Below are 20886 nucleotides of genomic sequence, written 5' to 3'. Positions count from 1 at the left end.
TGCATTCATAATTCATATTTGATTGGAAATTAAATAGACTCTTGCTTCGTGTACAATTCAGTATGTTCTTTTCGCAAAAGGTGTTTTTGAATTTTACCAGTCCCTGTTCTTGGGAAGTCTTCCATAAACACAATTTTCTTCGGTACTTTAAATCCAGCTAACGACTCTTTGCAGTAGGAAATGATCTCTTCCTCATTAACCGATTCGTTCGGCTTTACGATAACGAAGGCTGTAACCGCTTCCCCCCAATAAGGGTGCGGCAGGCCAACAACAGCCGCATCTTGAACGGAATCGTGTCCTAAGAGTGTCCGCTCTACTTCAATGGAAGCAACATTTTCCCCGCCTGTTTTAATCATGTCTTTCTTTCGATCGGTAAACCAAACAACGCCTTCTTCATCCATCCAAGCCATATCTCCGCTGTGAAACCAACCATGCTTAAATACTCGATCTGTTTCTTCTGGCAGATTTAAGTAGCCTGTCATCGCATGCGGTCCACGGTAAACAATCTCTCCGATCTGTCCCCTTGGGAGGATATTTCCGTCTTCGTCCATGATTTCAATGTGAACGCTAGGAGTAGCCGGTCCCCACGAAGCAGCTTTTTCGAATTTATGTTCTTTTCTTTGGAACGTTGTCGGCGGGGTAAACTCCGTCTGTCCAGAGCCTAGTGTTACATCAGCATTAGGGTATAGTTTTTCTAACTTTTTGAGGCTTGACATTGGCATTGGCGCCATTGCATAAGTAGCCTTTTCTAAAGAAGAAAAATCCCTTTGCCACACATCAGGCAATGCGAGTAAAGCATGGTGCATCATCGGTAACAATCCAGTGCTCGTCACTTTCTCTCGTTCAATCAAATCAGCAATATGTTTGGCATCGAACCCATTTGAAATATCTGTAATAACCATCGTTCCACATACGATAAAATTTGGAATAGCCCCCGCATTTAACATGGCTCAGTGGAAAAGTGGCAACACAGCAAGCAAAACACTTTCATGGTGAGATTTGTTTTGAACAGCTGCAGACAGAGCAGTAATATTTACTGCAACGTGACTTGTTAATACACCTTTTGGATTTGAGGTCGTTCCGCTTGTATATAAAAGTTGTACGTTGTCGCGATCGTGAACAATACGTTCGACCTCGGAATCACTTCCTTGATCGAGAAATTCTTCAAATGTCGTAGCAGGTTTTCCTGTTTCAGCTATTTTTTCTTTTCCGAGGCGTGACCAAACAATTTGCTGCAAGTCTTTTGAACGTGAAATAACTTCGGTCATCCCATCCTGATATTTACCATGTGCAATAAGTACTTTTGCTTTTGAATCTTTTAAACAATAAGCAATTTCATTCGGCTTCAACCCTAAATTCACAGGCATTGCAACGAGTCCCGCTTTCGCACATGCAAAATAACAAACAAGCATTTCCCAAGCATTCGGAAACATGATTGCAACACAATCTTGATGTTCTAAACCTAATTGAAGCAACGCATGGCCACAGCGGTTCACCAACTTGTTAAACTCGCGGAATGTTATAATCACATCTCCATCTTTCATTGCTATTTTATTTGGAAAATGATTCTCCGCCCTCGTCGCAATATCTCCAATGCACACGCGTTGAATGAGATTTCTTTCCAGCTCTGAAACTGACATCACGTACACCTCCTAAAAATCAAACAGGAACAACACCAATTTTTCTCCATGGACGTTCCACTTGCTTTCCTCGTGTCCTTTCTAAAGCTGAGGCCAAAATTCGGCGTGTATCGGCAGGGTTAATCACATCATCTACATCTGCGGCGCCTGCGACAAGATCAACAGAAATGCGGTCTTTGTATTCTTGAATCAACTCTTGCCTTCTTGCCTCTGGTTCTTCCGCGTTGGCAATTTCCTTACGATAAACAATGTTTACCGCTCCTTCAGCACCCATTAAGCTGATTTGAGCATGAGGGTACGCCAAGAATAAATCAGGTTCATAGGCTCTTCCATTCATCACATAATACCCTGCTCCGAAAGCTTTTCGGACGACAATCGTAAACTTTGGAACGGTTGCAGATGCTGTTGCATGTAAAAATTTAGCGCCATGCCTAATGATTCCAGCCTTTTCAACGGCAGAGCCAATCATAAATGCAGGTGTATCAACTAAATATAAAATGGGTACGTTAAAGGCGTTGCAAATATTAATAAAGCGTGCAGCCTTATCAGAAGCGTTAACGTCAATCGTTCCGCCCAGCCATTTCGGTTGGTTTGCAACAATCCCAATCGAATGGCCGCCAATACGTGCAAAACCTGTCACCATATTACGCGCCCACCTCGGTTTGATTTCAAAAAACTTTCCGTCATCGACAATTTCTTCAATTAATTTAATGATGTCAAAAGGTGTATTCATCGCTGTCGGAATTAACTCATTAAGTTTGTCACATGAACGGTCAATAGGATCAGAGGTCTTGATAACAGGGGGAAGGTCTTGATTGTTTTGCGGTAAATAACTCAAATACTCACGTACCTTCTCGATACATGCCGCATCGTCTTGCACTTCAAGGTCTCCGACTCCAGAAATTTCACAGTGAATTTTACTCCCTCCAAGTTCTTGTTCAGAAATGTCTTCACCAATTGCCGCCTTTACGAGAGGAGGTCCGCCGAGACCCAAAAAGCTCGTGCCTTTTACCATCGGAGTGAAATCTGCCAAAGCGGGTACGTAGGCAGTCCCTGCAAAGCCCGGGCCCATTACCGCACATACTTGCGGGACGACGCCAGACATAATCACTTGTTCGAAAAATAATCCACCAGTTGCCGCGAAACTTGATCCAGCTGAATTTTGTATTCGTGCACCAGCCGAATCGATCAGCCATATAATTGGGATGCGGTGTTTCAGCGCCCATTCCCGCATACGGGTTACTTTTTTCTCGCCGCTTGGACCCATTGAACCTGCGATAACTGTAAAATCATATGCTGCGACACATGCACCCCGGCCATTTATTTTTCCGTAGCCTGCAATCATGCCGTCAGCCGGCGTTTTTTTCGGATCTGAGCCAAGCTGATAGGCCAACGTGCCCATTTCTTCAAACGTACCTTCATCGAATAATAATTCTACCCGTTCTCTTGCTGTCAATTTTCCTTTTTCATGTTGGCGTTTTACCGCTTTTTCACCCCCCATTTCTTCCCGAATCTTCTGTTTCCGTCTTTCCATTTCTTCAATTATCTCTTGCAATGTCATTTGAACTTGTTCTTTAATATTTTTCATAATGTTCAACTCCTCCATGATGTGGCAATATATTATAATGATTTCGAGTATTCAGCATCTTTTCTTGCTGGGCCAGTCTCAAGAAATTTTGAGATCATGCCATGCAATTGTTCTGTCGTTCCTCCAATAATCGACATTCCCCGGGCGTCACGCCAATACCTTTGGACTGGCGTTTCCATCATATAACCCATGCCACCGTGAATTTGTACGGCTGAATCGGCCACTTGCTTAACCATTTCACCAGCAAATGCTTTCGCCATCGCAGATTCAACGGCAGCATCTTCGCCTTCATTAAGCAAATATAATGCCCGATATGTTAAATTTCTTGATTTTTCAAGCTCTACAGCCATATCAGCCATTTTGTGCTGCAAAACCTGGAAGTGGTTGATTGTTTTGCCAAATTGCTTTCGTTCTTTGCTGTAGCGAATTGTATCTTCTAACGATTTTTCCGCCACCCCTATGCTAAGCAGCGCTTGAATGACTTGGAACCATTGCGTGCTTTTTTCCAAATAGCTGTTTGCCTCATTCACTTCACCAACGACTGCATCTTTCGATACTTTCACATTGTTAAAGGATAAGTCTACGGTTTCGGAAGCACGCCAGCCCAATTTTTTAATTTTTCGGTCTATTGTTACATGACTAGACTCTCTGTCAATGATGAATAAGCTAGTTCCATCTAAACCTTTTGAAGGATCGGTGATCGCCGTCACACAAATAAAATCCGAACTTCCGCCATTTATTACAAATTTTTTCTTTCCGTTTAAAAGATAATCGTCTCCGTCCTGAACAGCTCTTAGTTCGGTATCTTTCAATTCCTTCGAACCAACCGCTAGTTCATGCAAGGCAAGTGTAGCAATCTTTTCCCCGCTTATGGCTTTACTCAAATCGTTCCTTTTTTGTTCTTCACTTCCAAAGGAAGAAAGGAGAGCCAACGACATGAGATGATAGCTAATAGATGCGGCTATGCCACCGGTGCCATATTTTCCCAACTCTTCTAAAAAAACAGCTTCTGTTACTAAATCGGCATGATTGCCTCCGTATTCCTCTGGCGAACTTATTCCGATATAACCCATTTTCGATAACTGCTCATAAAAGGAGCCAGGAATCCTTCCAGCTTTTTCCCATTCCTCAACATAAGGAGACAATTCTTTTTCTAAGTATTTTTGAACGCTTTTTCGAAACATTTTATGCTCTTCTGTAAAAATCCAATGAGACATTATGCAGGACCTCCGGCTTGAATTTTTTAATAAATTAGTCTAAATTTGCTCTTTCGCAAATTTAAACCAATCCGGCTTCTGACCTCTGACTTCCTGAGAAAGAACGTGTTAACGTATTTTCTTATCTATATAACTCCTATTCCTTTTGAAATAATTCCTTTCATAATTTCATCTGTTCCGGCGCCGATTCTTGATAGCCGTGAGTCACGCCATGCACGCTCAACCCCATAATCCATATCGATGCCATTCTCGCCAAATATTTGAATAGCAAAGTCGGCAACTTTATGGCCTAGCTGGGATGCGGCTAATTTAGCCATTGAAATTTCAAGCGCAGGGGCTTCCCTTCTCCAAAATCGATAAGCGGTAGCATAGACTAATTGCCTTACTGCTTCAATTTCTGTTGCGATTTCCGCAAGCTTTTGCAATGTGACATAGTACTGAGGTGTTTCCGGAGAATATGTATCTTTAAAATACTGATAGGCTCTTTCAAACGTATATTGTGCGCCTCCAACGCCCCCGGCTGCACTAATGATTCGTTCGCCTTGCAATTCCCACATAATGTGGTAAAAGCCTTTGCCCTCTTCACCGAGGAGATTTTCTTTAGGCACCCTAACATCTTCGAAAACTAATTCCGCTGTATCGGATGACCGCATTCCGACTTTGTCGAGCTTTTTGGCTACTGTAATGCCGGGGCGGTCCATCTCAACTAAAAATAAACTAATCCCTTTATACCCTGGAGCATCAGATGTCCTTGTTACCAATGTGATAAAATCCGCCCGCGGCCCATTCGTAATATATAATTTACTTCCATTGATAACCCACTCATCGCCGTCTCTTACAGCTCGCGTCTCTATGCTTTGTACGTCAGAACCATGGTTCGGTTCAGTAATCCCTAAGCAGGCAAGCTTATCGCCGCGAATCGCAGGTATTAAAAATCGTTCAATTTGATCTTCAGTACCGAATTCAAGAATCGGCGGAGTTGCCATATCAGTTTGAACCGCGATTCCCATGCCAAATCCTCCCGTTCCGCAGCGCGCCTTTTCCTCCGCCATCACGACACTCATAAAATAATCTCCGCCGCGCCCGCCGATCTCTTTAGGATAGCTGAGCCCAAGATAGCCCAACTCTCCCATTCTTTTTAAAATGGAACGCGGAAAATAGCCTTGTTCTTCCCATTCGTCAGCGAAAGGCCTTACTTCCGTTTCAAAAAAATTCCGAATTTCTTCTCTGAATCGATCGTGTTCTTCCGTGAAATATGGAGCATATGGCATGATATCTTCCACCTCTTTTTAGTTTTTAGCTAAATCTTCTAGTAATTCCTCTTCAACTTCGATGTACATTCTTTGTAAATTTGAACTAAAGGTTTTTCCGAGGCCATCTACCCTTAATGAGGAAGAGCCTCCACCATTTAACGCTTCTTTACAAAGGAAGTTCAACGCAAGAAGATTAGGAGCCTCATAGCGTATCACGTCACCTTCCACAAACTCTGCAAAATGTTCTTTCACCTTTTCTGCAGTCACTTCACGTTTAAAAACGTTGTAAATCTCTTCATTTGGAGCAAACAAAGCAACGTTTACAGAATTCCCTTTGTCTCCGCTGCGGGCTTGAGACAATTCACTTAGTTGAACTTTCCGCAATTTTCTCAACCTCCTTTACTTGGACCTTTACTTCATCTTCAATAAATTCCCTCGGAACGAGACTTGCCCACATACCAAGCAATGTTCGTGGCCTAACGCCATTTAAGCCGCCGCCATATGGAGGGCCGTTCAAGCCTAAAGGCACAACAAGCCTGCGGAATTTTTCGGCGTCCTGATATGATTTTGTTCGAACTGCCATTCGCATGAATACTTCATTTAGGCCATCCTCTTCTGTAGGAGGGGCTGCAGTCGGGCCGTGCAAAGCGTTATGGCCAATGTAGTCGACCATGATTTCTTCGATTTTTATGCCTCTTTGTTCAATTTGCTTACGGATAATACTTTCAGCTTTTTTAACTTTTTTTACGGCGTCAGGCCAGGAATAGCCGATAATCACTTGCCCCCTATAGCCATTCGGGTAGCCCATAACAACTTTTAACGTATCTGGTCTTGGGCTGCCTGTTGTCCCTGTGATGAAAATACGGTTCTTTCCGATTTCTTCAAGTTTCGCGGTCGTGAAATTGGCTACAACATCTGGTGTGATATAAGCTGCCGGATCATGAATTTCGTAAAGCATCTGTTCTTTAATTGTGTCGAAGTTTACCATTCCGCCGCTTGTCTCGGTTTTCGTTAAGATAAAGTCACCGTTCTCCTTTACTTCAGCGATTGGATAGCCGATTCGATCCATATCTTCAACATCCCACCAATTTCCGCTGAAGTTTCCTCCAGTTGACTGTGCCGAGCATTCCATAAGATGGCCCATTAAAATTCCTTGGGCTAACCTGTCCCAGTCATCTTCTTTCCATCCAAATTCATAAACTAACGGTGCTAAAAATTGAGCAGTATCTGTCGTTCTTCCTGTCACAACGATATCGGCTCCTTGATGAAGGGCTTCAACAATTGGCTTCACACCCAAGTAGGCATTCGCAAACAAAAGTTTGTCTTGTACCGTTTCGAACGAATCTCCTGTTTCCATATCCTTAAACGATACGCCTTTATCCCGCAATTCAGAAATTCGCTCAAGAATATTATCCCCCGTGACAACCGCTATCTTTAAACCGGTTATCCCAAGTTCTTTTGCCACACGCACGACCTCTTCATAGGCCCCTTCAGGATTAATCCCCCCTGCGTTCGTAAGCAATTTGATTCCTTTTTCTTTAACATAAGGCAATAACGCTTTCATTGATGTGGTAATATCTTTCGTATAACCCTTTGTCGGATCTTTCAATTTGTCTTTTACTAGAATCGACATCGTCAGTTCCGCAAGACAATCAAAGCTTATGTAATCAACGTTCCCATTTTTAGCAATGTCAACTGCCGGTTCTATCGTATCTCCATAGAAGCCTTGGGCAGCCCCAATTCGAACAGTTTTCATCATAGAACATCTCCTTTGCTTTGTAGAATTTATCACGCCGCAACCGTCCGTAAACCCCCGCTGATGGAAGTCTCGCTTTATTCAAGTGTTAAAATAACATCCCCTTCTTGTACAAAGTCACCTTCAGCAACGGAAACGGCTTTCACTACACCGTCTCCTTCCGACTCAATCGAGATCTCCATTTTCATTGATTCCAGGATTGCGACTTCTTCCCCTTCTGTCACTTCGTCTCCTTCTTTTACAAGCATTTTCCACATATTTCCGCCCATCGGACATATGATCTGCATGTTCATTCTCCCTTCCAATTTGGTGCACGTTTTTCTAGAAAAGCGGATGCACCCTCTTTTAAGTCTTCGCTTCGGAACGAAACGATTCTTAACGTCGAAAGGTAATCAAAAGATTTCATGAAATCCATTTGCTGTGTGTTATAAAATGCATCCAAAGCCAATTCGACGGCAAGCGGACTATGTGATGCAATCGTTTTCGCAACCTTACGTGCTTCCTCCATTAAGTTTTCCGGCTCTACTACTCTATGAACAAGATTGATTTCTTTTGCCTGATCGGCGGAAAGTATTTCAGCAGTCAACATCATTTCCATTACTTTTCGTTCACCAACTGCCCTACGAACCCACGGCAAAATCACATACGGCACCATGCCTAATTTTAATTCTGTTAAACCAAGTTTTGCCTTGCTGGAGGCGATCGCAATATGGCACATCGCCACCAAGCCTGTTCCGCCGCCTAAAGCGGGACCATTGACAGCAGCAATCAATGGTTTTTTTATGGTTGCACCAAGCTTGAATAGCTCAGTGCTTTTTCTTCCTTCCTTATGAAGCTGTGGAACAGGAGTTTCAAAGCTTTTCTTAAATCCATTTAAATTTCCGCCTGCAGAAAATGCCTTCCCTGCGCCGGTCAGAATGATTGCCTTTATTTCTTTGTCTTCGTCCGCTCGTTTCATTGCTTCAACCAGTTCTGCTGTTGAATCACCGGAAAGCGGATTTCTTAAGTCAGGTTGATTTAATGTGATTGTTGCAATATTTTCTTCCACGTCATATAAAATTGTCTCGTATGCCAATGACATCACCTCTTTTTATTTCATCATGATGTTTTTACAATTTCATTTAAATGCAATTCTCATGCCAGCATAAACTCATCATATTTAGTAGGAAATTGAATGAGTATATACAAACAAACCTGTGAACAACTGTCTATTAAAATGCACAATTGTCTTGAAGTTTATACAGAATTTTTTTATAATTCATAATAGAAAGGAAGTGTGTTTATGAAAGTACGCCACCTTTTAACATCCAATTTTGTAAAAGTGACGAGAACAACAACAGCCCGCGAAGTACTTGAGAAGTTTCTTGAGCTTCGCCAAGATCTAGCGTGCGTTATTGAAGGCGGGAAACTAATAGGAATCGTTACGAAATACTCAATTTATCGATTATTATTAAAAGAACAGTCTCTGGATTCCTCAATCGAATCTGTGATTAAGCATGATGTTGTCGTTCTTCATGAAGAAACCAGTTTAACAGAAGCAAAAGATACGCTTTTGAGAAAACAAGTCGGGCATGCGGTCGTTATGAATGAAAAAAATACAGTTATTGGAGTCATGGCCAAATCCGATTTAATCACAGGCCTCATTACCGGTTCGCATAACCTTGGCATCCGCCTTAAATCACTCATGAATAATCTTCAAGAATGCGTCATTTCGGTCGACGAGCATTTACACATTACCTCTATGAATGAAGCAGCGCTGCAATTATTTCAAATAAAGGAAAAACATATGTTAAGCAAGCCCATTGAAGATGCATTTCCTGAGTTGACAGATGATTTACGGAAAGTGATACATACTGGAAGTGTCATTGATGTTAAACGCTTCAATCTGAATAAAACGACCGTATTTTCATCATTCGTTCCGATTAAAGAATGGGGAAAGACGACCGGAGCAATGGCTGTGCTGAAAGACGTCACTGATTTTGAAAAAGTAGCAAACGAACTTGAATCTACGAAACGGATTGAAAAAATACTCGACAGTGCTTTAGAGCTCGCCTACGATGCTGTCGTCATTACAGACAATGACGGGAACATCACAAAAGCAAATCTTGGATTTCTAAATTTATTCAGTATTGAAACCATTGAACATATTCTCGAAAAACCAATCAAAAAAATCGCCCCTGATCTTCCCATTTCAAAAAACGATGCGACCGGCCATCAACCAGAGGCTAAGCTTATCCAAATAAATGGACAGAAAGCAATTTTCAACCAGATGCCAATTATTCAAAGCAACAAAAGGATTGGATACATCTATAAGATTATTTATCAAAAGCTCGACATATGGAAAGATTTATTCCAGCATATGGATAAATTAGAGAACGAACTGACGTATTACCGGGGGGAATTAAGCAGAATTTCCAACAGAAACGACCCGTTTGCTTCTCTTATTTCTAAAAATAAAAAAATGGAACAATTAAAAAAGGAATCTTACATTGCTGCGAAAAGCTTTTCAAATTTACTAATTACGGGAGAAAGCGGGACAGGAAAAGAATTGTTGGCTGATGGCATCCATCGCTCGTCAAACCGGACAGGTTCATTTGTTAAAATAAATTGTGCGGCAATTCCAGAAAACCTGCTCGAATCTGAATTCTTTGGTTATGCAGACGGAGCTTTTACCGGATCCCGAAAAGGCGGGAAACCCGGAAAATTCGAACTTGCCAATGAAGGAACGTTATTTTTGGATGAAATCGGAGATATGCCCCAATCTCTTCAAGCAAAATTATTGCGCGTCCTTCAAGAGAAGGAGTTCGAACGCTTGGGAGATACACAAACAAAAAAAGTAGATGTAAGAATCATCGCTGCAACAAATAAAGATCTCTTCCAGCTTGTGAAAGAAGGATTATTCAGGGAAGACCTGTATTACCGCATACACGTTATTAATTTAAACATCCCTCCACTGAGAGAACGGCTTGACGACATCCCGATACTTGCCGATCATTTAATCAAAAAGTTCAAAACAAAGAAAAACAAAGATGTCATAGGCCTTACCGCCGAAGCAATCGAAAAACTGCAAACGTACGATTGGCCTGGCAACGTGCGCCAATTAGAAAATATATTGGAGCGCGCCTATCACTTTACTGATTCGAAATGGATTGAACCAGAATTTATTCATTTCGACCAAGATCACAAAACTAGTTTATTATTACCGCATTCACCACGATATAGACCCGCAGAAAAAATAAATCGGCAGGAATTGCTTGAAGAAACAGAGAAAAAAGCAATCTTCAAAGCGCTTGAACAAGCACATGGAAACAGGACAAAAGCTGCTAAATTTCTTGGCATCAGCCGGTCAAGCCTTTACCAAAAAATAAATAAATACGACATTCAGAAAGAAATCAAATTTTACTAACATTGAAAAAGCTATTAAAGACAGCCCCGCTGTCTTTAATAGCTTTGTTTTTCTGAAATATCGTCCGCATGCTGGATTAAACTTTTAATCCTTACATTAAAATTCGCAAATCGTTCATCCTGTGTCTGCCCCATTTTGTAACGGTAGTAAATTTGCTGAAGAACCCCTGCTAATTTGAAGTATGCAAAAACGATGTAATAATGCATATCATCAACATCCCGACCCGTTTCTTTTGCATACAATTCAATCATTTCCCTTCTGGAAAGAAACCCTGGCTGGTAGGTTACTGTTGGCAACACGGGACGCATAAACTCAGGATCATCCGCCTGCACCCAATAGCCCAGCGTTACTCCCAAATCAAACAACGGGTCGGCAACCGTAGCCATTTCCCAGTCAAAAACAGCCTTAACCTCTTTAAAATCATAGGACAACAGCATATTATTCAACTTATAATCATTATGGATGACGCTTGTATATTTAGACTTCGGCATATGATCAACAAGCCATTTGGCGATTCGATCAAAAGCAGGATAATCATCCGTCTTTGCCCGCAAATAACGTTTCGTCCAGCCATGAACCTGCCTTTCCAAAAAACCTTCAGGATGGCCAAATGATTCCAAACCCGCTTTTTTATAATCAACATCATGCAATTTGATTAATGTTTTTATGAAAGCCAAAGAAATATCTCTGCGGGTTTGTTCAGTCACTTCAACATCTTCTGGAAAACGATCGTTAAGCACGATGCCATGCTTTCGCTCCATCACATAAAAAGGAGCACCGATGATTGACTCATCTTCAGAAAAAAGATAAGGCTTTGGTACAATATTAAATTCTGGATACAGCTTTGTTAATAGATCAGATTCCCTTTTCATATCATGCGCCTTAGGCGGCAGCGGACCGAATGGCGGCCTTCTTAACACAGCTTCCCAATCGCCAAATCGTATAAGATAAGTTAAATTAGAAGAGCCTGAAGGAAATTGTTTCACTTCCATTGGAGCATCTGGAATATCCAAATGCTTCCGCAAATAACTTTCTACTTTTTTCCTGTCGAAATCTTCTCCTTCTCGAACAGGGATAAGCCCTTCGTCTTTTTTTACAGTCAATTCGTTCCCTCCCGTTTCGTTCGTTCCCGTCTCGTTGTTACTTTTTAAAAATAAGCACAATTTATACATTTGATATAAAAGTTAAAAATCCTTTTTTACTGAGAAATTTTTAAGTGAAAATATTCACAGCCCCACTACGGGAGCTGTGCGAATAATTATTTATTTCGATAAGGCTTTAATTCAATTCTTGCAATGTCGCGGCGGTGAACTTCGTCCGGGCCGTCTACAAATCTGAGCGTTCTGGCGTTTGCCCAATGTTCTGCAAGAGGAAAGTCGTCTGAAACGCCTCCTGCTCCATGGACTTGGATTGCTCTGTCGATGACTTTGAGACAAACTTCAGGGACAGCGACTTTGATCATTGCGATTTCTTTTCTAGCTTCTTTGTTGCCAGCCGTATCCATCATATAGGCTGTTTTCAAAGTTAGAAGACGGGCTTGTTCAATTTCGATTCGGGAGTTTGCGATCCACTCTCGAATGACGCCTTGTTCTGATAGTTTTTTCCCGAATGTCACGCGTGATTCCGCCCGCTTGCACATGAGCTCAAGCGCTCTTTCTGCTGCGCCGATTGCCCTCATGCAATGGTGCACCCTTCCTGGCCCAAGCCTTCCCTGCGCAATTTCGAAGCCCCTTCCTTCGCCAAGCAATATATTTTCAGCGGGTACACGCACATCTTCCAAAATAATTTCTGCGTGTCCGGTTGGCGCATGATCATAACCGAAAACAGACAGTGTGCGCTTTACAGTTACTCCTGGCGTGTCTCTTGGTACGAGAATCATCGATTGCTGTTTATAGCGCTCCGCGTTTGGATCTGTTTTCCCCATGACAATGAATATTTTCGTCCGTGGATCGCCGCCATTCGTTGACCACCATTTTCGCCCGTTAATAACGTATTCATCTCCGTCACGCTCGATTCTGCATTCAATATTGGTTGCATCAGAAGAGGCAACTTCAGGTTCTGTCATGAGAAACGCCGAGCGTATTTCTCCATTCAGTAGTGGATTGAGCCATTTTTCTTTCTGATCTTCCGTGCCATATTTTAAAAACACTTCCATGTTTCCTGTATCAGGTGCGTTGCAGTTAAAAATCTCTGGGCCAATTAACGAACGGCCCATAATCTCGGCGAGCGGTGCGTATTCAAGATTTGTCAAGCCGTCTTCCACTTCATTTTTAGGCAAGAAGAGATTCCAGAGGCCTTCCTCTTTCGCTTTTGCTTTCAATTCTTCCAAGATTGCCGGAATTTTCCACCTGTTCCCGCCTTCATTTAGCTGGTCCTCATATGTTTTTTCATTTGGGTAAACATATTTTTCCATAAACGCATTTAATTTCTCTTGAAGTTGTCTTGTTTTTTCAGAGTAAGTAAAGTTCATTTTAATAGCTCCTTGTTAAATTAAAATTATTTTAGTTGCAGTTTTGAAAAGACTTCTTCATTATGTTCACCGAGTTTTGGCGCTTTTGTACGGATTTCTCCTGGAGTGTCTGATAGTTTAATAGGGAGGCCTATTTGCCTTGTATCTTCAAAATTTACAATCATGTCTCTTGCCTTAATTTGGGGATCATTGATCATTTCTTCTAATGTTAATACCGGGGAGACGCAAGCGTCGGCATTTTCGAAAATGTCCATCCATTCTTTTAATGACCTTTTATAAATAATCTGCTCAATCTCCTTTCTTAATTGCTCTTGAACTTGAATTGGCGATTCAAGCAATGGAATAAAATCAGGGCGCTCGATTCCTTCGCAAAAGACTTTCCAAAATTTTTCTTCAAGAGCGCCAACAGATAGATATCTCCCATCAGCCGTTTCATATACTCCGTAGCATGCTTTGCCGCCTGATAACGTTAGTTCGCCTTTTTGCTTTTCATTTCCTGCTAAAAACTCAGGTAAAATTGATTGAAGCCATGAAACAACGCCATCTGTCATTGAAATATCAACAAATTGCCCCTTTCCTGATTCGTTTCTCCCCATTAAAGCTGTTAAAATGCCTACCGCTCCCATAAGTGCTCCGCCGCCAATATCAGCTATTTGAGTTGCTGGAGGAATTGGCTTTTCACCTTTTCTGCCATTAAAATGCAGAAGTCCAGCATAACTTAAATAATTGATGTCATGGCCTGGCTTGTCTTGGTACGGGCCGTTCTGTCCATAACCTGTAATTGCGCAATACACGAGCTTCGGGTTAATTTCTTTTAAAATATCATAGCCGATTCCAAGCCTGTCCATTACGCCTGGCCGAAATGATTCAATCAGTACATCGGCGGTTTTGACCAATTCCTTGAAAAGATTGCGGTCTTTTTCATCTTTTAAATTCATTGCAACGCTTTTCTTATTCCGGTTTAACGATTCAAACATGGCGCTGTATTCGCCGGCTTTCGGTTCATTCCATCTAGCATAATCTCCCAGATTCGGTTCTTCTACTTTAATTACTTCAGCGCCAAAGTCAGCTAAAAGTTGGCTGCAATAAGGGCCCGGAAGAAGTCTTGTTAAATCCAACACACGAATGTTTTTTAAAGGTAAGCCCATATTCTTTCATCCCCTCTTCTTTGTTGTTTTTATTTTAAATTAATGAATCCCTCTTTCACTCTCTTCCCAGAATGGTTTCCGCAATGCTTTTTTATCTATTTTTCCGTAGGGGGTCAACGGTAATGAATTTATAAAATGAATCTCTTTTGGACATTTATAAGCGGCTAACTTTTCTTTGCAATATTTAATCAGTTCGTCTTTTGTAGCGGAAGATCCTTCTTTTGCTACGACAAAGGCAACAACCGCTTCCCCCCAATCATGATGCGGAACTCCTACGACTGCCACTTGGCTTACATCTTCGTGTTTCTGAATCACATTTTCTACTTCGGTTGAGTAAATATTTAATCCTCCGCTAATTATCATGTCATTTTTTCGATCGAGTAAATGGATGTAGCCATTCTCATCTTTCATGCCGATATCTCCGGTGTGAAGCCATCCGTCTTTTAGTGTTTCAGCCGTTTTCTTAGGCAAGTTTAAGTATTCTAACATGTTGTAAGGCGTTTTTGCGGTGATTTCACCTTGTACACCCGGCGGCACCTCATCGCCATTTTCATCGACAATTTTCACTTCGCTCATCATGACAGGCTTTCCACAGCTTCGAAGTCTTGAAGCGTTCTCAACCGAAACAAGGTGATCCGTTTTGTCAAGACGAGTTATAAAATTTGGCGCCTCTGACTGTCCGTATAGCTGGGTGAATACGGGACCGAATAATTTCAGCCCCTCTTTCAGCCTTTCTTCTGTAATAGGGGCAGCTCCGTATAAAATTGTCCGAAGAGAAGACAAATCTCTATTTTCATCATTTAATTCGTCCATCACCCTGTAGATCATCGTAGGAACCATAAACATAAAGGTCACCTTATCGTGTTCAATCCGGTTAAGAACAAGAGCGGGATCAAATTTTCTTTCAATAAAGAATGTGGCTCCTTTAAGCAAGCCGGCTTGTAATATCATGCCGGCGCTGTGGGGCAAAGGAGACATGATAAGAATTCGCTCATCCCCTTGGATTTCCGCTTCAATGATATGGGAAAAATTATTGATCGACATATTTTTTTGAGAATGGACAACGCCTTTCGGCAACCCAGTTGTTCCCCCCGTATAAATAATCAGGGCGCGATCTTCAGGCTTCACGTCATTGTTAAGCGGATCTTCCGGTTGATTCCCCTGAACCTCTGCCCAAGAAAGCATTCCTTCGTGAGGAACAGCAGAAACGGCTACAATTGTCTTTAATTCCGGAAGCTCTTCTCTTATTTTCTGAATGAGTGGTATGAAATGTTCATCAACGATAAGCACTTTTGCTTTAGAGTCTTTTAATATATGCCTAATTTCTGTTTCCCCTAGCATGTCGTTTAAAGGGACTTTAGCTGCTCCGCAAAAAATGATTCCAAAGTCACTTGCGACATATTCATAACAGTTAGACATTAAGAGCGCCACAGAATCATTTCTTTTGACTCCCTTTTCTTTTAATGCATGAGCGACCCGATTCGCGGACTTATACAACATCTCATAAGTATAGGCTTGATTATTAATTGTTACAGCTGTTCTTTCTCTATATTTAAAAAACGCCTTTTGAAATAACCCGCTCAATGTGTATAAGGAACGATTCATTTCAACCTCCTTATTGTGTACGATTGTTTTTCTCACTTCAGTTTCGCGTTTTCCTGCTCAACGAGCCGCCTTTTCATCAGTTTTCCAGTCGGAGTTTTTGGGATTTCTTCTACAAATTCAACCTCCCTGATTCGTTTATAGGAAGCTAGTTGGCTTTCGGAAAATTTTTTAATTTCTTTCGTAGTGACGGTACTATCTTCTTTTAATACAATAAAAGCTTTCGGAATTTCTCCTAATCTTTCATCCTCTATACCGATAACAGCAGCTTCAAGAACAGCCGGATGCTGGTAAAGGACATTCTCCAGTTCTTTAGGGTAGATGTTATAGCCGCCTGATATGATCATTTCTTTCAGGCGATCGAGCAAATAAACGTAACCGTCTTCATCCATTTTTCCGATATCCCCTGTATAAAGCCAACCATTCTTTACGGTATTTTTCGTCGCTTCTTCGTTCTTCCAGTAGCCCTTCATGACGCAATGTCCACGCGCAATAATTTCCCCAGGCTTTCCAGGAGGCTGCTCATTGCCTTTTTCATCGACAATTTTCACCTCAATATGCGGAAGAGGGAGACCCACGCTTTCAAATCGTCTTTCTTTGGAGATTTGATCCACAGTAATAACCGGAGAGCTTTCTGTTTGTCCATAGGCTTGAATTGTAAATGTCTGGAAACGCTCTTCAAATTTCCTTCTCACTTCAAGAGGCATGTGTGCACCGCTTGTAATGCAAATTTGCAAAGAAGACATGTCATATTTTTCTTCTTCAGGCAATGTTAAAAACATGTAATACATCGCCGGTACACCAATGAAAAAATTGATTTTTTCCTGATGTATTTTTGAAGCCACTTCCTGGGCATTGAATCTTTCAAACAAGTAAAACTTGCCGCCCTTCATAAAAATTAAAATGAGCCCGGCCATTAACACAAGTAAATGTGACAATGGCGTAACAATACATCCGTAATGCCTATCCGTTAATCCAATGCTGTCTGCATAAAACTCTGCGTTCAAGCTTACATTAAAATGCGATAGCTCTACACCTTTTGGCTGTCCCGTTGTACCGGACGTGTATAAGACACAGGCCCCATGATCAGGTGAAAGTTCACAGGCTATTTTATGATTGCTGGCAACTTTCAATTCCTTTTTTAACGAGATAAGGTTCGCATTATCCGAAAACAAATCCTCATTGACCGCGATTTTTTCCAATTTTTGAAGCTCTTCAAGCATTTCGAAAGCAAATTCCAACTTGCCATTATCAGTGACAAGCAGTTTAGCATCTGAATTTTTCAATATATAGAGTGCTTCCGCCTTCTTGAATAAATAATTTATCGGAACAGCTAGTGCGCCAATTTTTAAAATCGCATAGAAAGCGTAAATAAATTCCATTCCATTTGGAAGCCAAATACTGATACAATCGCCCTTTTTAATGCCATATTTTTCAAATAGATTTGCATACCGATTCGTTTCTTGATTAATCTGTTTGTATGTATATGAATGGTTTTTAAAAAGGATAGCTGGTTCATCAGGCTTAATCGCTGCATTTCTCTCTAAAGCATAGGCCAGGTTCATTTAACCTCCCCTTTCTAAAACGCTTTTTACTGTGCAAGCCACCCGCCGTCAATAAACAATGTTTGGCCGGTAATATAAGAAGCTTCATCGGAGCATAAGTAAAGGACACCTGAAGCAACTTCCTTCGTTGATCCTAATCTCCGCATCGGAATTTTGTTCCTAATATGACTGCCAGCTTTCTCATTATCCAGCAATTCTGCATTAATTTCCGTTTTTACATAACCAGGACCAACAGCATTCACTTGAATACCAAAGCGCGACCATTCTAACGCAAGCGCTTTTGTCAACTGGATAACTCCGCCTTTGCTTGCAATGTATGGGGCAGCCAGTTCTTCACCAACAGCCCCCAAAACCGAAGCAATATTAACGATTTTCCCGCCGCCAGTTTCCTTCATTAGCTTGGCAGCGGCCTGACTTGCAAAAAATAGTCCTTTTAAATTCGTGTTAAGTACGTTATCCCAATCTTCTTCTAGAATATCGAAGGCTCTTTTTAAAACAGTCGTTCCTGCGTTGTTAATTAAAAGATCAAGCTTGGAAAAGCGTTCTACTATTTCAGCAAAAAAAGCGTTAATACGTTTCAAATCTCCCATATCTGCTTGTATGGCAGTGGCTGTTCCGCCGAATGATTCAATTTTCTGCTTTACTCCATTAAGTTTTTCAAGATTTCTGCTCGTTACAATAACTTGGGCACCTGCGGAAGCCAATGTCAATGCAATTTCCTTTCCGATTCCGCGGCTCGCTCCTGTTACGACTGCGGTTTTTCCTTTAAGAGAAAACATATTACCCTCCTAAATACAACCGGCGGACATCGTCATTGTTCTTTAAATCTTTTGATTTTCCGCTTAATGCAATCCTACCGTTTTCAAGTACGTACGCATAATCAGAAATCTCCAAAGCCATATGTGCGTTTTGTTCAACAAGCAAAATGGAAGTTCCGTCTTTATTAATGCTTTTAATAATTTCAAAAATTTCTTTTACTAAAAGGGGAGCAATTCCAAGCGATGGTTCATCAAGCAGCAGGACTTTCGGCTTGCCCATTAATGATCTGCCAATTGCAAGCATTTGCTGCTCTCCGCCGCTTAACGTACCTGCCTTTTGGCTCGTTCTTTCTTTTAATCTTGGAAAATAGGCAAATACTTTTTCCATATCGCTTTTCACCTGTTTATCCTTGCGGCTATACGCACCGATGAGTAAATTTTCTTCGACTGTAAGCAGCGGGAAAACTCTTCTATTTTCAGGACAATGGATGATGCCGCTTTTTACGACTTGGCTCGTCGACTTTTTCATCATCGACTCCCCAGCCATTTCATACTTTCCTTTTCTAGGCTGTATGAGCCTTGATATTGTATTTAACGTCGTTGTTTTACCTGCACCATTTGCCCCAAGCAACGAGACGATTGCCCCTTCGGGCACTTTTAAAGTAACCCCCTTCAACGCGTGGACATGGCCATAATATGCATGGATATCAGTTAACTGGAGCAACGTCGTCGACCTCCCCTAAGTAAGCTTCGATAACAACTGGGTTTCTTTGGATTTCTTGAGGAACGCCTTCAGCGATTTTCTGGCCGAAGTTCATGACAGTCACATAATCAGAAACCTTCATAACAAGTGACATATCGTGTTCAATTACAAGTACGGTAAAGCCCATCTCGTCTCTCAAGCGCAAAATAAGATCGCTAATTTTCTCAGTTTCCACTGGGTTCATTCCTGCTACTGGCTCATCTAATAAAATTAATTTTGTATCAGACATCATCGCCCTGCCGATATCGACCATTTTTTGGTAACCGAAAGGCAGATTGTTTACTTTTTCATCTGCAAGCTCTTTAATATCGAGCAGTTCCATGACCTCGTTCGCTCTTGCGACTGCTTCACGTTCTGATTTTTTTATCGCAGGAAAATTCAGCGCGATTGAAAAAATATTTTTGTTTAATGTTGGATGAAGACCTGTCAGCAAATTATCAAGCACCGTCATATTCGCAAATAATTCCACATTCTGAAAACTGCGTGCAATCCCTTCCTTGATGACATGATGAGGTTTAAATTGCAGCAGATTTTTCCCATTAAATTCAATTTCACCGCTAACAGGGGTGTAAAAGCGGCTAATGCAGTTAAAAACCGTTGTTTTGCCTGCGCCATTTGGACCGATGATTGAAAAAATTTTTCCAGCTGGAACATCAAAAGAAAGTTTATTGATAGCAGTTAAACCGGCAAATTGAACAGTAACGTTTTTAAAGGTTAACATTCTTAGCTGCACCTCCATCCCCATCTGGCAAAGGAATTTGATCATTTTCTTCTATTATTTTTACAGGTTGTTTTTTCTTCTTAAACCGATCAACGACAGAAATTAAGCCAGCTGGACGGAACAAAATAATGAGCACAATGGCCGTTCCAATCGCAATGTTTGTTAAGCCAACGAAAGAGCTTGTCAGTTCGGGCAGAATGGTAAAGATAATTGCTCCAATCACTGCACCAGGCAGCGACGCCAATCCTCCTACAACAATCATTCCTAAGAGTAAAAATGACGTAACAACCGTGAAATCATTCGGGCTGACAAATCCGATCCAGTACGCATAAAGCCCGCCTGCTAACCCGGTAAAAAAGGCGCTGACGGTAAACATCATCGTTTTATAAAAAGAGATATTAATTCCTGTCGCCTGTGCCGCTACTTCACTTTCGCGAATCGCAAGAAATGCCCTTCCCAACCGGCTTTTCAAAATGTTATACAAGAGCCATGTAATAAGAATGGCTGACAAAACAATCGCGTAAAAAAATTGCAGATCGCTTGAAAGCCAGGAAGGACGAAATAATCCTAAACCTGAATAGCCTCCTGTCAGACTGTCCCAATTGAGAGCGATTTGCGGAATGGAAAGCCCGAAACCAAGTGTCGCCACAGCGAGAAAATGCCCGCTTAAACGCACCGCCGGAAGGCCGATAACGAGGCCAATCAATCCAGTAATTACGCCAGAAAGAGGAAGTGCAAGCAAGAATGGCAAGCCCAACTTTGAAGCGAGAATCGCTGCTGAATAGCCCCCGATCGCTAAAAACCCTGCATGCCCAACTGAAATCTGTCCTCCATATCCAACCAATAAATTTAAAGACATTGCCGAAATGGCGTAAATCGTTATCATGACAAAAAGCGTCATTAAGTACCCGGACTGTCCCACGACAAATGGATATACAAGCATAAAAAGAACGAGCAAGGCCAGCCAAACTTTTTTATTTCCAATTAAATTATTCATTG

Annotated in this window: 18 protein-coding genes and 1 pseudogene; 1 reads left to right on the top strand and 18 read right to left on the bottom strand. The window is 41.5% G+C overall.

The window, feature by feature from the left end; all coding sequences use genetic code 11:
* Positions 1-29: 29 nt before the first annotated feature.
* From DCC39_RS19345 to DCC39_RS03875, 9 genes and pseudogenes are all read right to left on the bottom strand, one after another.
* On the bottom strand, positions 30-356 hold the full coding sequence (locus DCC39_RS19345) for a class I adenylate-forming enzyme family protein (protein ID WP_240613529.1): 327 nt from the start codon (positions 354-356) through the stop codon (positions 30-32).
* Between the two features lie 123 nt (positions 357-479).
* Positions 480-1640, bottom strand: a pseudogene (locus DCC39_RS19340) (AMP-binding protein); the annotation flags it as partial.
* Positions 1641-1659: 19 nt separating this feature from the next.
* Entirely contained in the window at positions 1660-3246 is a 1587-nt protein-coding gene (locus DCC39_RS03905; RefSeq protein ID WP_407071831.1) for an acyl-CoA carboxylase subunit beta, read from the bottom strand.
* A 14-nt stretch (positions 3247-3260) separates the two neighbouring features.
* Positions 3261-4445, bottom strand: a complete 1185-nt coding sequence (locus DCC39_RS03900) for an acyl-CoA dehydrogenase family protein (protein WP_116553581.1) — start codon at positions 4443-4445, stop codon at positions 3261-3263.
* Positions 4446-4570: 125 nt separating this feature from the next.
* A complete protein-coding gene (locus tag DCC39_RS03895; RefSeq protein WP_116553580.1) occupies positions 4571-5716 on the bottom strand; it encodes an acyl-CoA dehydrogenase family protein in 1146 nt (381 codons plus the stop codon).
* Between the two features lie 18 nt (positions 5717-5734).
* The gene (locus DCC39_RS03890; RefSeq protein WP_116553579.1) at positions 5735-6082 is read right to left on the bottom strand and encodes an AtuA-related protein; all 348 of its coding nucleotides are present in this window, start codon (positions 6080-6082) and stop codon (positions 5735-5737) included.
* A complete protein-coding gene (locus DCC39_RS03885) occupies positions 6060-7457 on the bottom strand; it encodes an acyclic terpene utilization AtuA family protein (RefSeq protein ID WP_240613524.1) in 1398 nt (465 codons plus the stop codon). Before DCC39_RS03885 ends, DCC39_RS03890 begins: the two co-directional genes overlap by 23 nt.
* A 74-nt stretch (positions 7458-7531) precedes the next feature.
* The gene (locus DCC39_RS03880; protein ID WP_116553578.1) at positions 7532-7741 is read right to left on the bottom strand and encodes an acetyl-CoA carboxylase biotin carboxyl carrier protein subunit; all 210 of its coding nucleotides are present in this window, start codon (positions 7739-7741) and stop codon (positions 7532-7534) included.
* A 2-nt stretch (positions 7742-7743) separates the two neighbouring features.
* Positions 7744-8529 (bottom strand): enoyl-CoA hydratase/isomerase family protein, encoded by a 786-nt coding sequence (locus tag DCC39_RS03875; protein ID WP_165820769.1) that lies wholly within the window; start codon positions 8527-8529, stop codon positions 7744-7746.
* Between the two features lie 207 nt (positions 8530-8736).
* On the opposite strand from DCC39_RS03875, the gene DCC39_RS03870 reads away from it, so the two are divergent.
* Positions 8737-10860 carry a sigma 54-interacting transcriptional regulator gene (locus tag DCC39_RS03870; protein WP_116553576.1) on the top strand — a complete coding sequence of 708 codons (2124 nt, stop codon included), beginning with the start codon at positions 8737-8739 and terminating at the stop codon, positions 10858-10860.
* A 35-nt stretch (positions 10861-10895) separates the two neighbouring features.
* Here the strand turns inward: DCC39_RS03870 and DCC39_RS03865 are convergent, their stop codons facing one another.
* The 9 genes from DCC39_RS03865 to DCC39_RS03825 form a co-directional block, all read right to left on the bottom strand.
* On the bottom strand, positions 10896-11963 hold the full coding sequence (locus DCC39_RS03865; protein ID WP_240613523.1) for a phosphotransferase family protein: 1068 nt from the start codon (positions 11961-11963) through the stop codon (positions 10896-10898).
* 155 nt (positions 11964-12118) lie between these two features.
* A complete protein-coding gene (locus DCC39_RS03860; RefSeq protein ID WP_116553574.1) occupies positions 12119-13330 on the bottom strand; it encodes an acyl-CoA dehydrogenase family protein in 1212 nt (403 codons plus the stop codon).
* Between the two features lie 26 nt (positions 13331-13356).
* Positions 13357-14478: a CaiB/BaiF CoA transferase family protein gene (locus DCC39_RS03855; RefSeq protein ID WP_116553573.1), complete on the bottom strand. Its 1122-nt coding sequence runs from the start codon at positions 14476-14478 to the stop codon at positions 13357-13359.
* Between the two features lie 39 nt (positions 14479-14517).
* A complete protein-coding gene (locus DCC39_RS03850; RefSeq protein ID WP_116553572.1) occupies positions 14518-16083 on the bottom strand; it encodes a class I adenylate-forming enzyme family protein in 1566 nt (521 codons plus the stop codon).
* Between the two features lie 32 nt (positions 16084-16115).
* Positions 16116-17645, bottom strand: a complete 1530-nt coding sequence (locus DCC39_RS03845) for a class I adenylate-forming enzyme family protein (RefSeq protein ID WP_116553571.1) — start codon at positions 17643-17645, stop codon at positions 16116-16118.
* Positions 17646-17671: 26 nt separating this feature from the next.
* The gene (locus DCC39_RS03840) at positions 17672-18424 is read right to left on the bottom strand and encodes an SDR family NAD(P)-dependent oxidoreductase (protein ID WP_116553570.1); all 753 of its coding nucleotides are present in this window, start codon (positions 18422-18424) and stop codon (positions 17672-17674) included.
* Position 18425: 1 nt separating this feature from the next.
* The gene (locus DCC39_RS03835; protein WP_116553569.1) at positions 18426-19127 is read right to left on the bottom strand and encodes an ABC transporter ATP-binding protein; all 702 of its coding nucleotides are present in this window, start codon (positions 19125-19127) and stop codon (positions 18426-18428) included.
* Complete coding sequence (locus DCC39_RS03830) at positions 19111-19887, bottom strand: ABC transporter ATP-binding protein (protein WP_116553568.1); 777 nt, start codon at positions 19885-19887, stop codon at positions 19111-19113. Before DCC39_RS03830 ends, DCC39_RS03835 begins: the two co-directional genes overlap by 17 nt.
* Positions 19874-20884: a branched-chain amino acid ABC transporter permease gene (locus DCC39_RS03825; protein ID WP_116553567.1), complete on the bottom strand. Its 1011-nt coding sequence runs from the start codon at positions 20882-20884 to the stop codon at positions 19874-19876. The genes DCC39_RS03830 and DCC39_RS03825 overlap by 14 nt, the downstream gene beginning before the upstream one ends.
* Between the last annotated feature and the right edge of the window lie 2 nt (positions 20885-20886).

The sequence above is a fragment of the Pueribacillus theae genome, assembly GCF_003097615.1.
Classification (GTDB): Bacteria; Bacillota; Bacilli; order Bacillales; family UBA6769; genus Pueribacillus; species Pueribacillus theae.
The sequence above is the reverse complement of the archived record's forward strand: the minus strand, read 5'-3'. Positions and strand labels throughout refer to the sequence as shown.

Coding starts and splice junctions, on each gene's coding strand:
- DCC39_RS03860 (WP_116553574.1), bottom strand. CDS start 13,330: ATGAACTTTACTTACTCTGAAAAAACAAGACAACTTCAAGAGAAATTA.
- DCC39_RS03885 (WP_240613524.1), bottom strand. CDS start 7,457: ATGATGAAAACTGTTCGAATTGGGGCTGCCCAAGGCTTCTATGGAGAT.
- DCC39_RS03840 (WP_116553570.1), bottom strand. CDS start 18,424: ATGTTTTCTCTTAAAGGAAAAACCGCAGTCGTAACAGGAGCGAGCCGC.
- DCC39_RS03900 (WP_116553581.1), bottom strand. CDS start 4,445: ATGTCTCATTGGATTTTTACAGAAGAGCATAAAATGTTTCGAAAAAGC.
- DCC39_RS03880 (WP_116553578.1), bottom strand. CDS start 7,741: ATGCAGATCATATGTCCGATGGGCGGAAATATGTGGAAAATGCTTGTA.
- DCC39_RS03850 (WP_116553572.1), bottom strand. CDS start 16,083: ATGAATCGTTCCTTATACACATTGAGCGGGTTATTTCAAAAGGCGTTT.
- DCC39_RS03845 (WP_116553571.1), bottom strand. CDS start 17,645: ATGAACCTGGCCTATGCTTTAGAGAGAAATGCAGCGATTAAGCCTGAT.
- DCC39_RS03895 (WP_116553580.1), bottom strand. CDS start 5,716: ATGCCATATGCTCCATATTTCACGGAAGAACACGATCGATTCAGAGAA.
- DCC39_RS03905 (WP_407071831.1), bottom strand. CDS start 3,246: ATGGAGGAGTTGAACATTATGAAAAATATTAAAGAACAAGTTCAAATG.
- DCC39_RS03870 (WP_116553576.1), top strand. CDS start 8,737: ATGAAAGTACGCCACCTTTTAACATCCAATTTTGTAAAAGTGACGAGA.
- DCC39_RS03855 (WP_116553573.1), bottom strand. CDS start 14,478: ATGGGCTTACCTTTAAAAAACATTCGTGTGTTGGATTTAACAAGACTT.
- DCC39_RS19345 (WP_240613529.1), bottom strand. CDS start 356: ATGATTAAAACAGGCGGGGAAAATGTTGCTTCCATTGAAGTAGAGCGG.
- DCC39_RS03830 (WP_116553568.1), bottom strand. CDS start 19,887: ATGTTAACCTTTAAAAACGTTACTGTTCAATTTGCCGGTTTAACTGCT.
- DCC39_RS03825 (WP_116553567.1), bottom strand. CDS start 20,884: ATGAATAATTTAATTGGAAATAAAAAAGTTTGGCTGGCCTTGCTCGTT.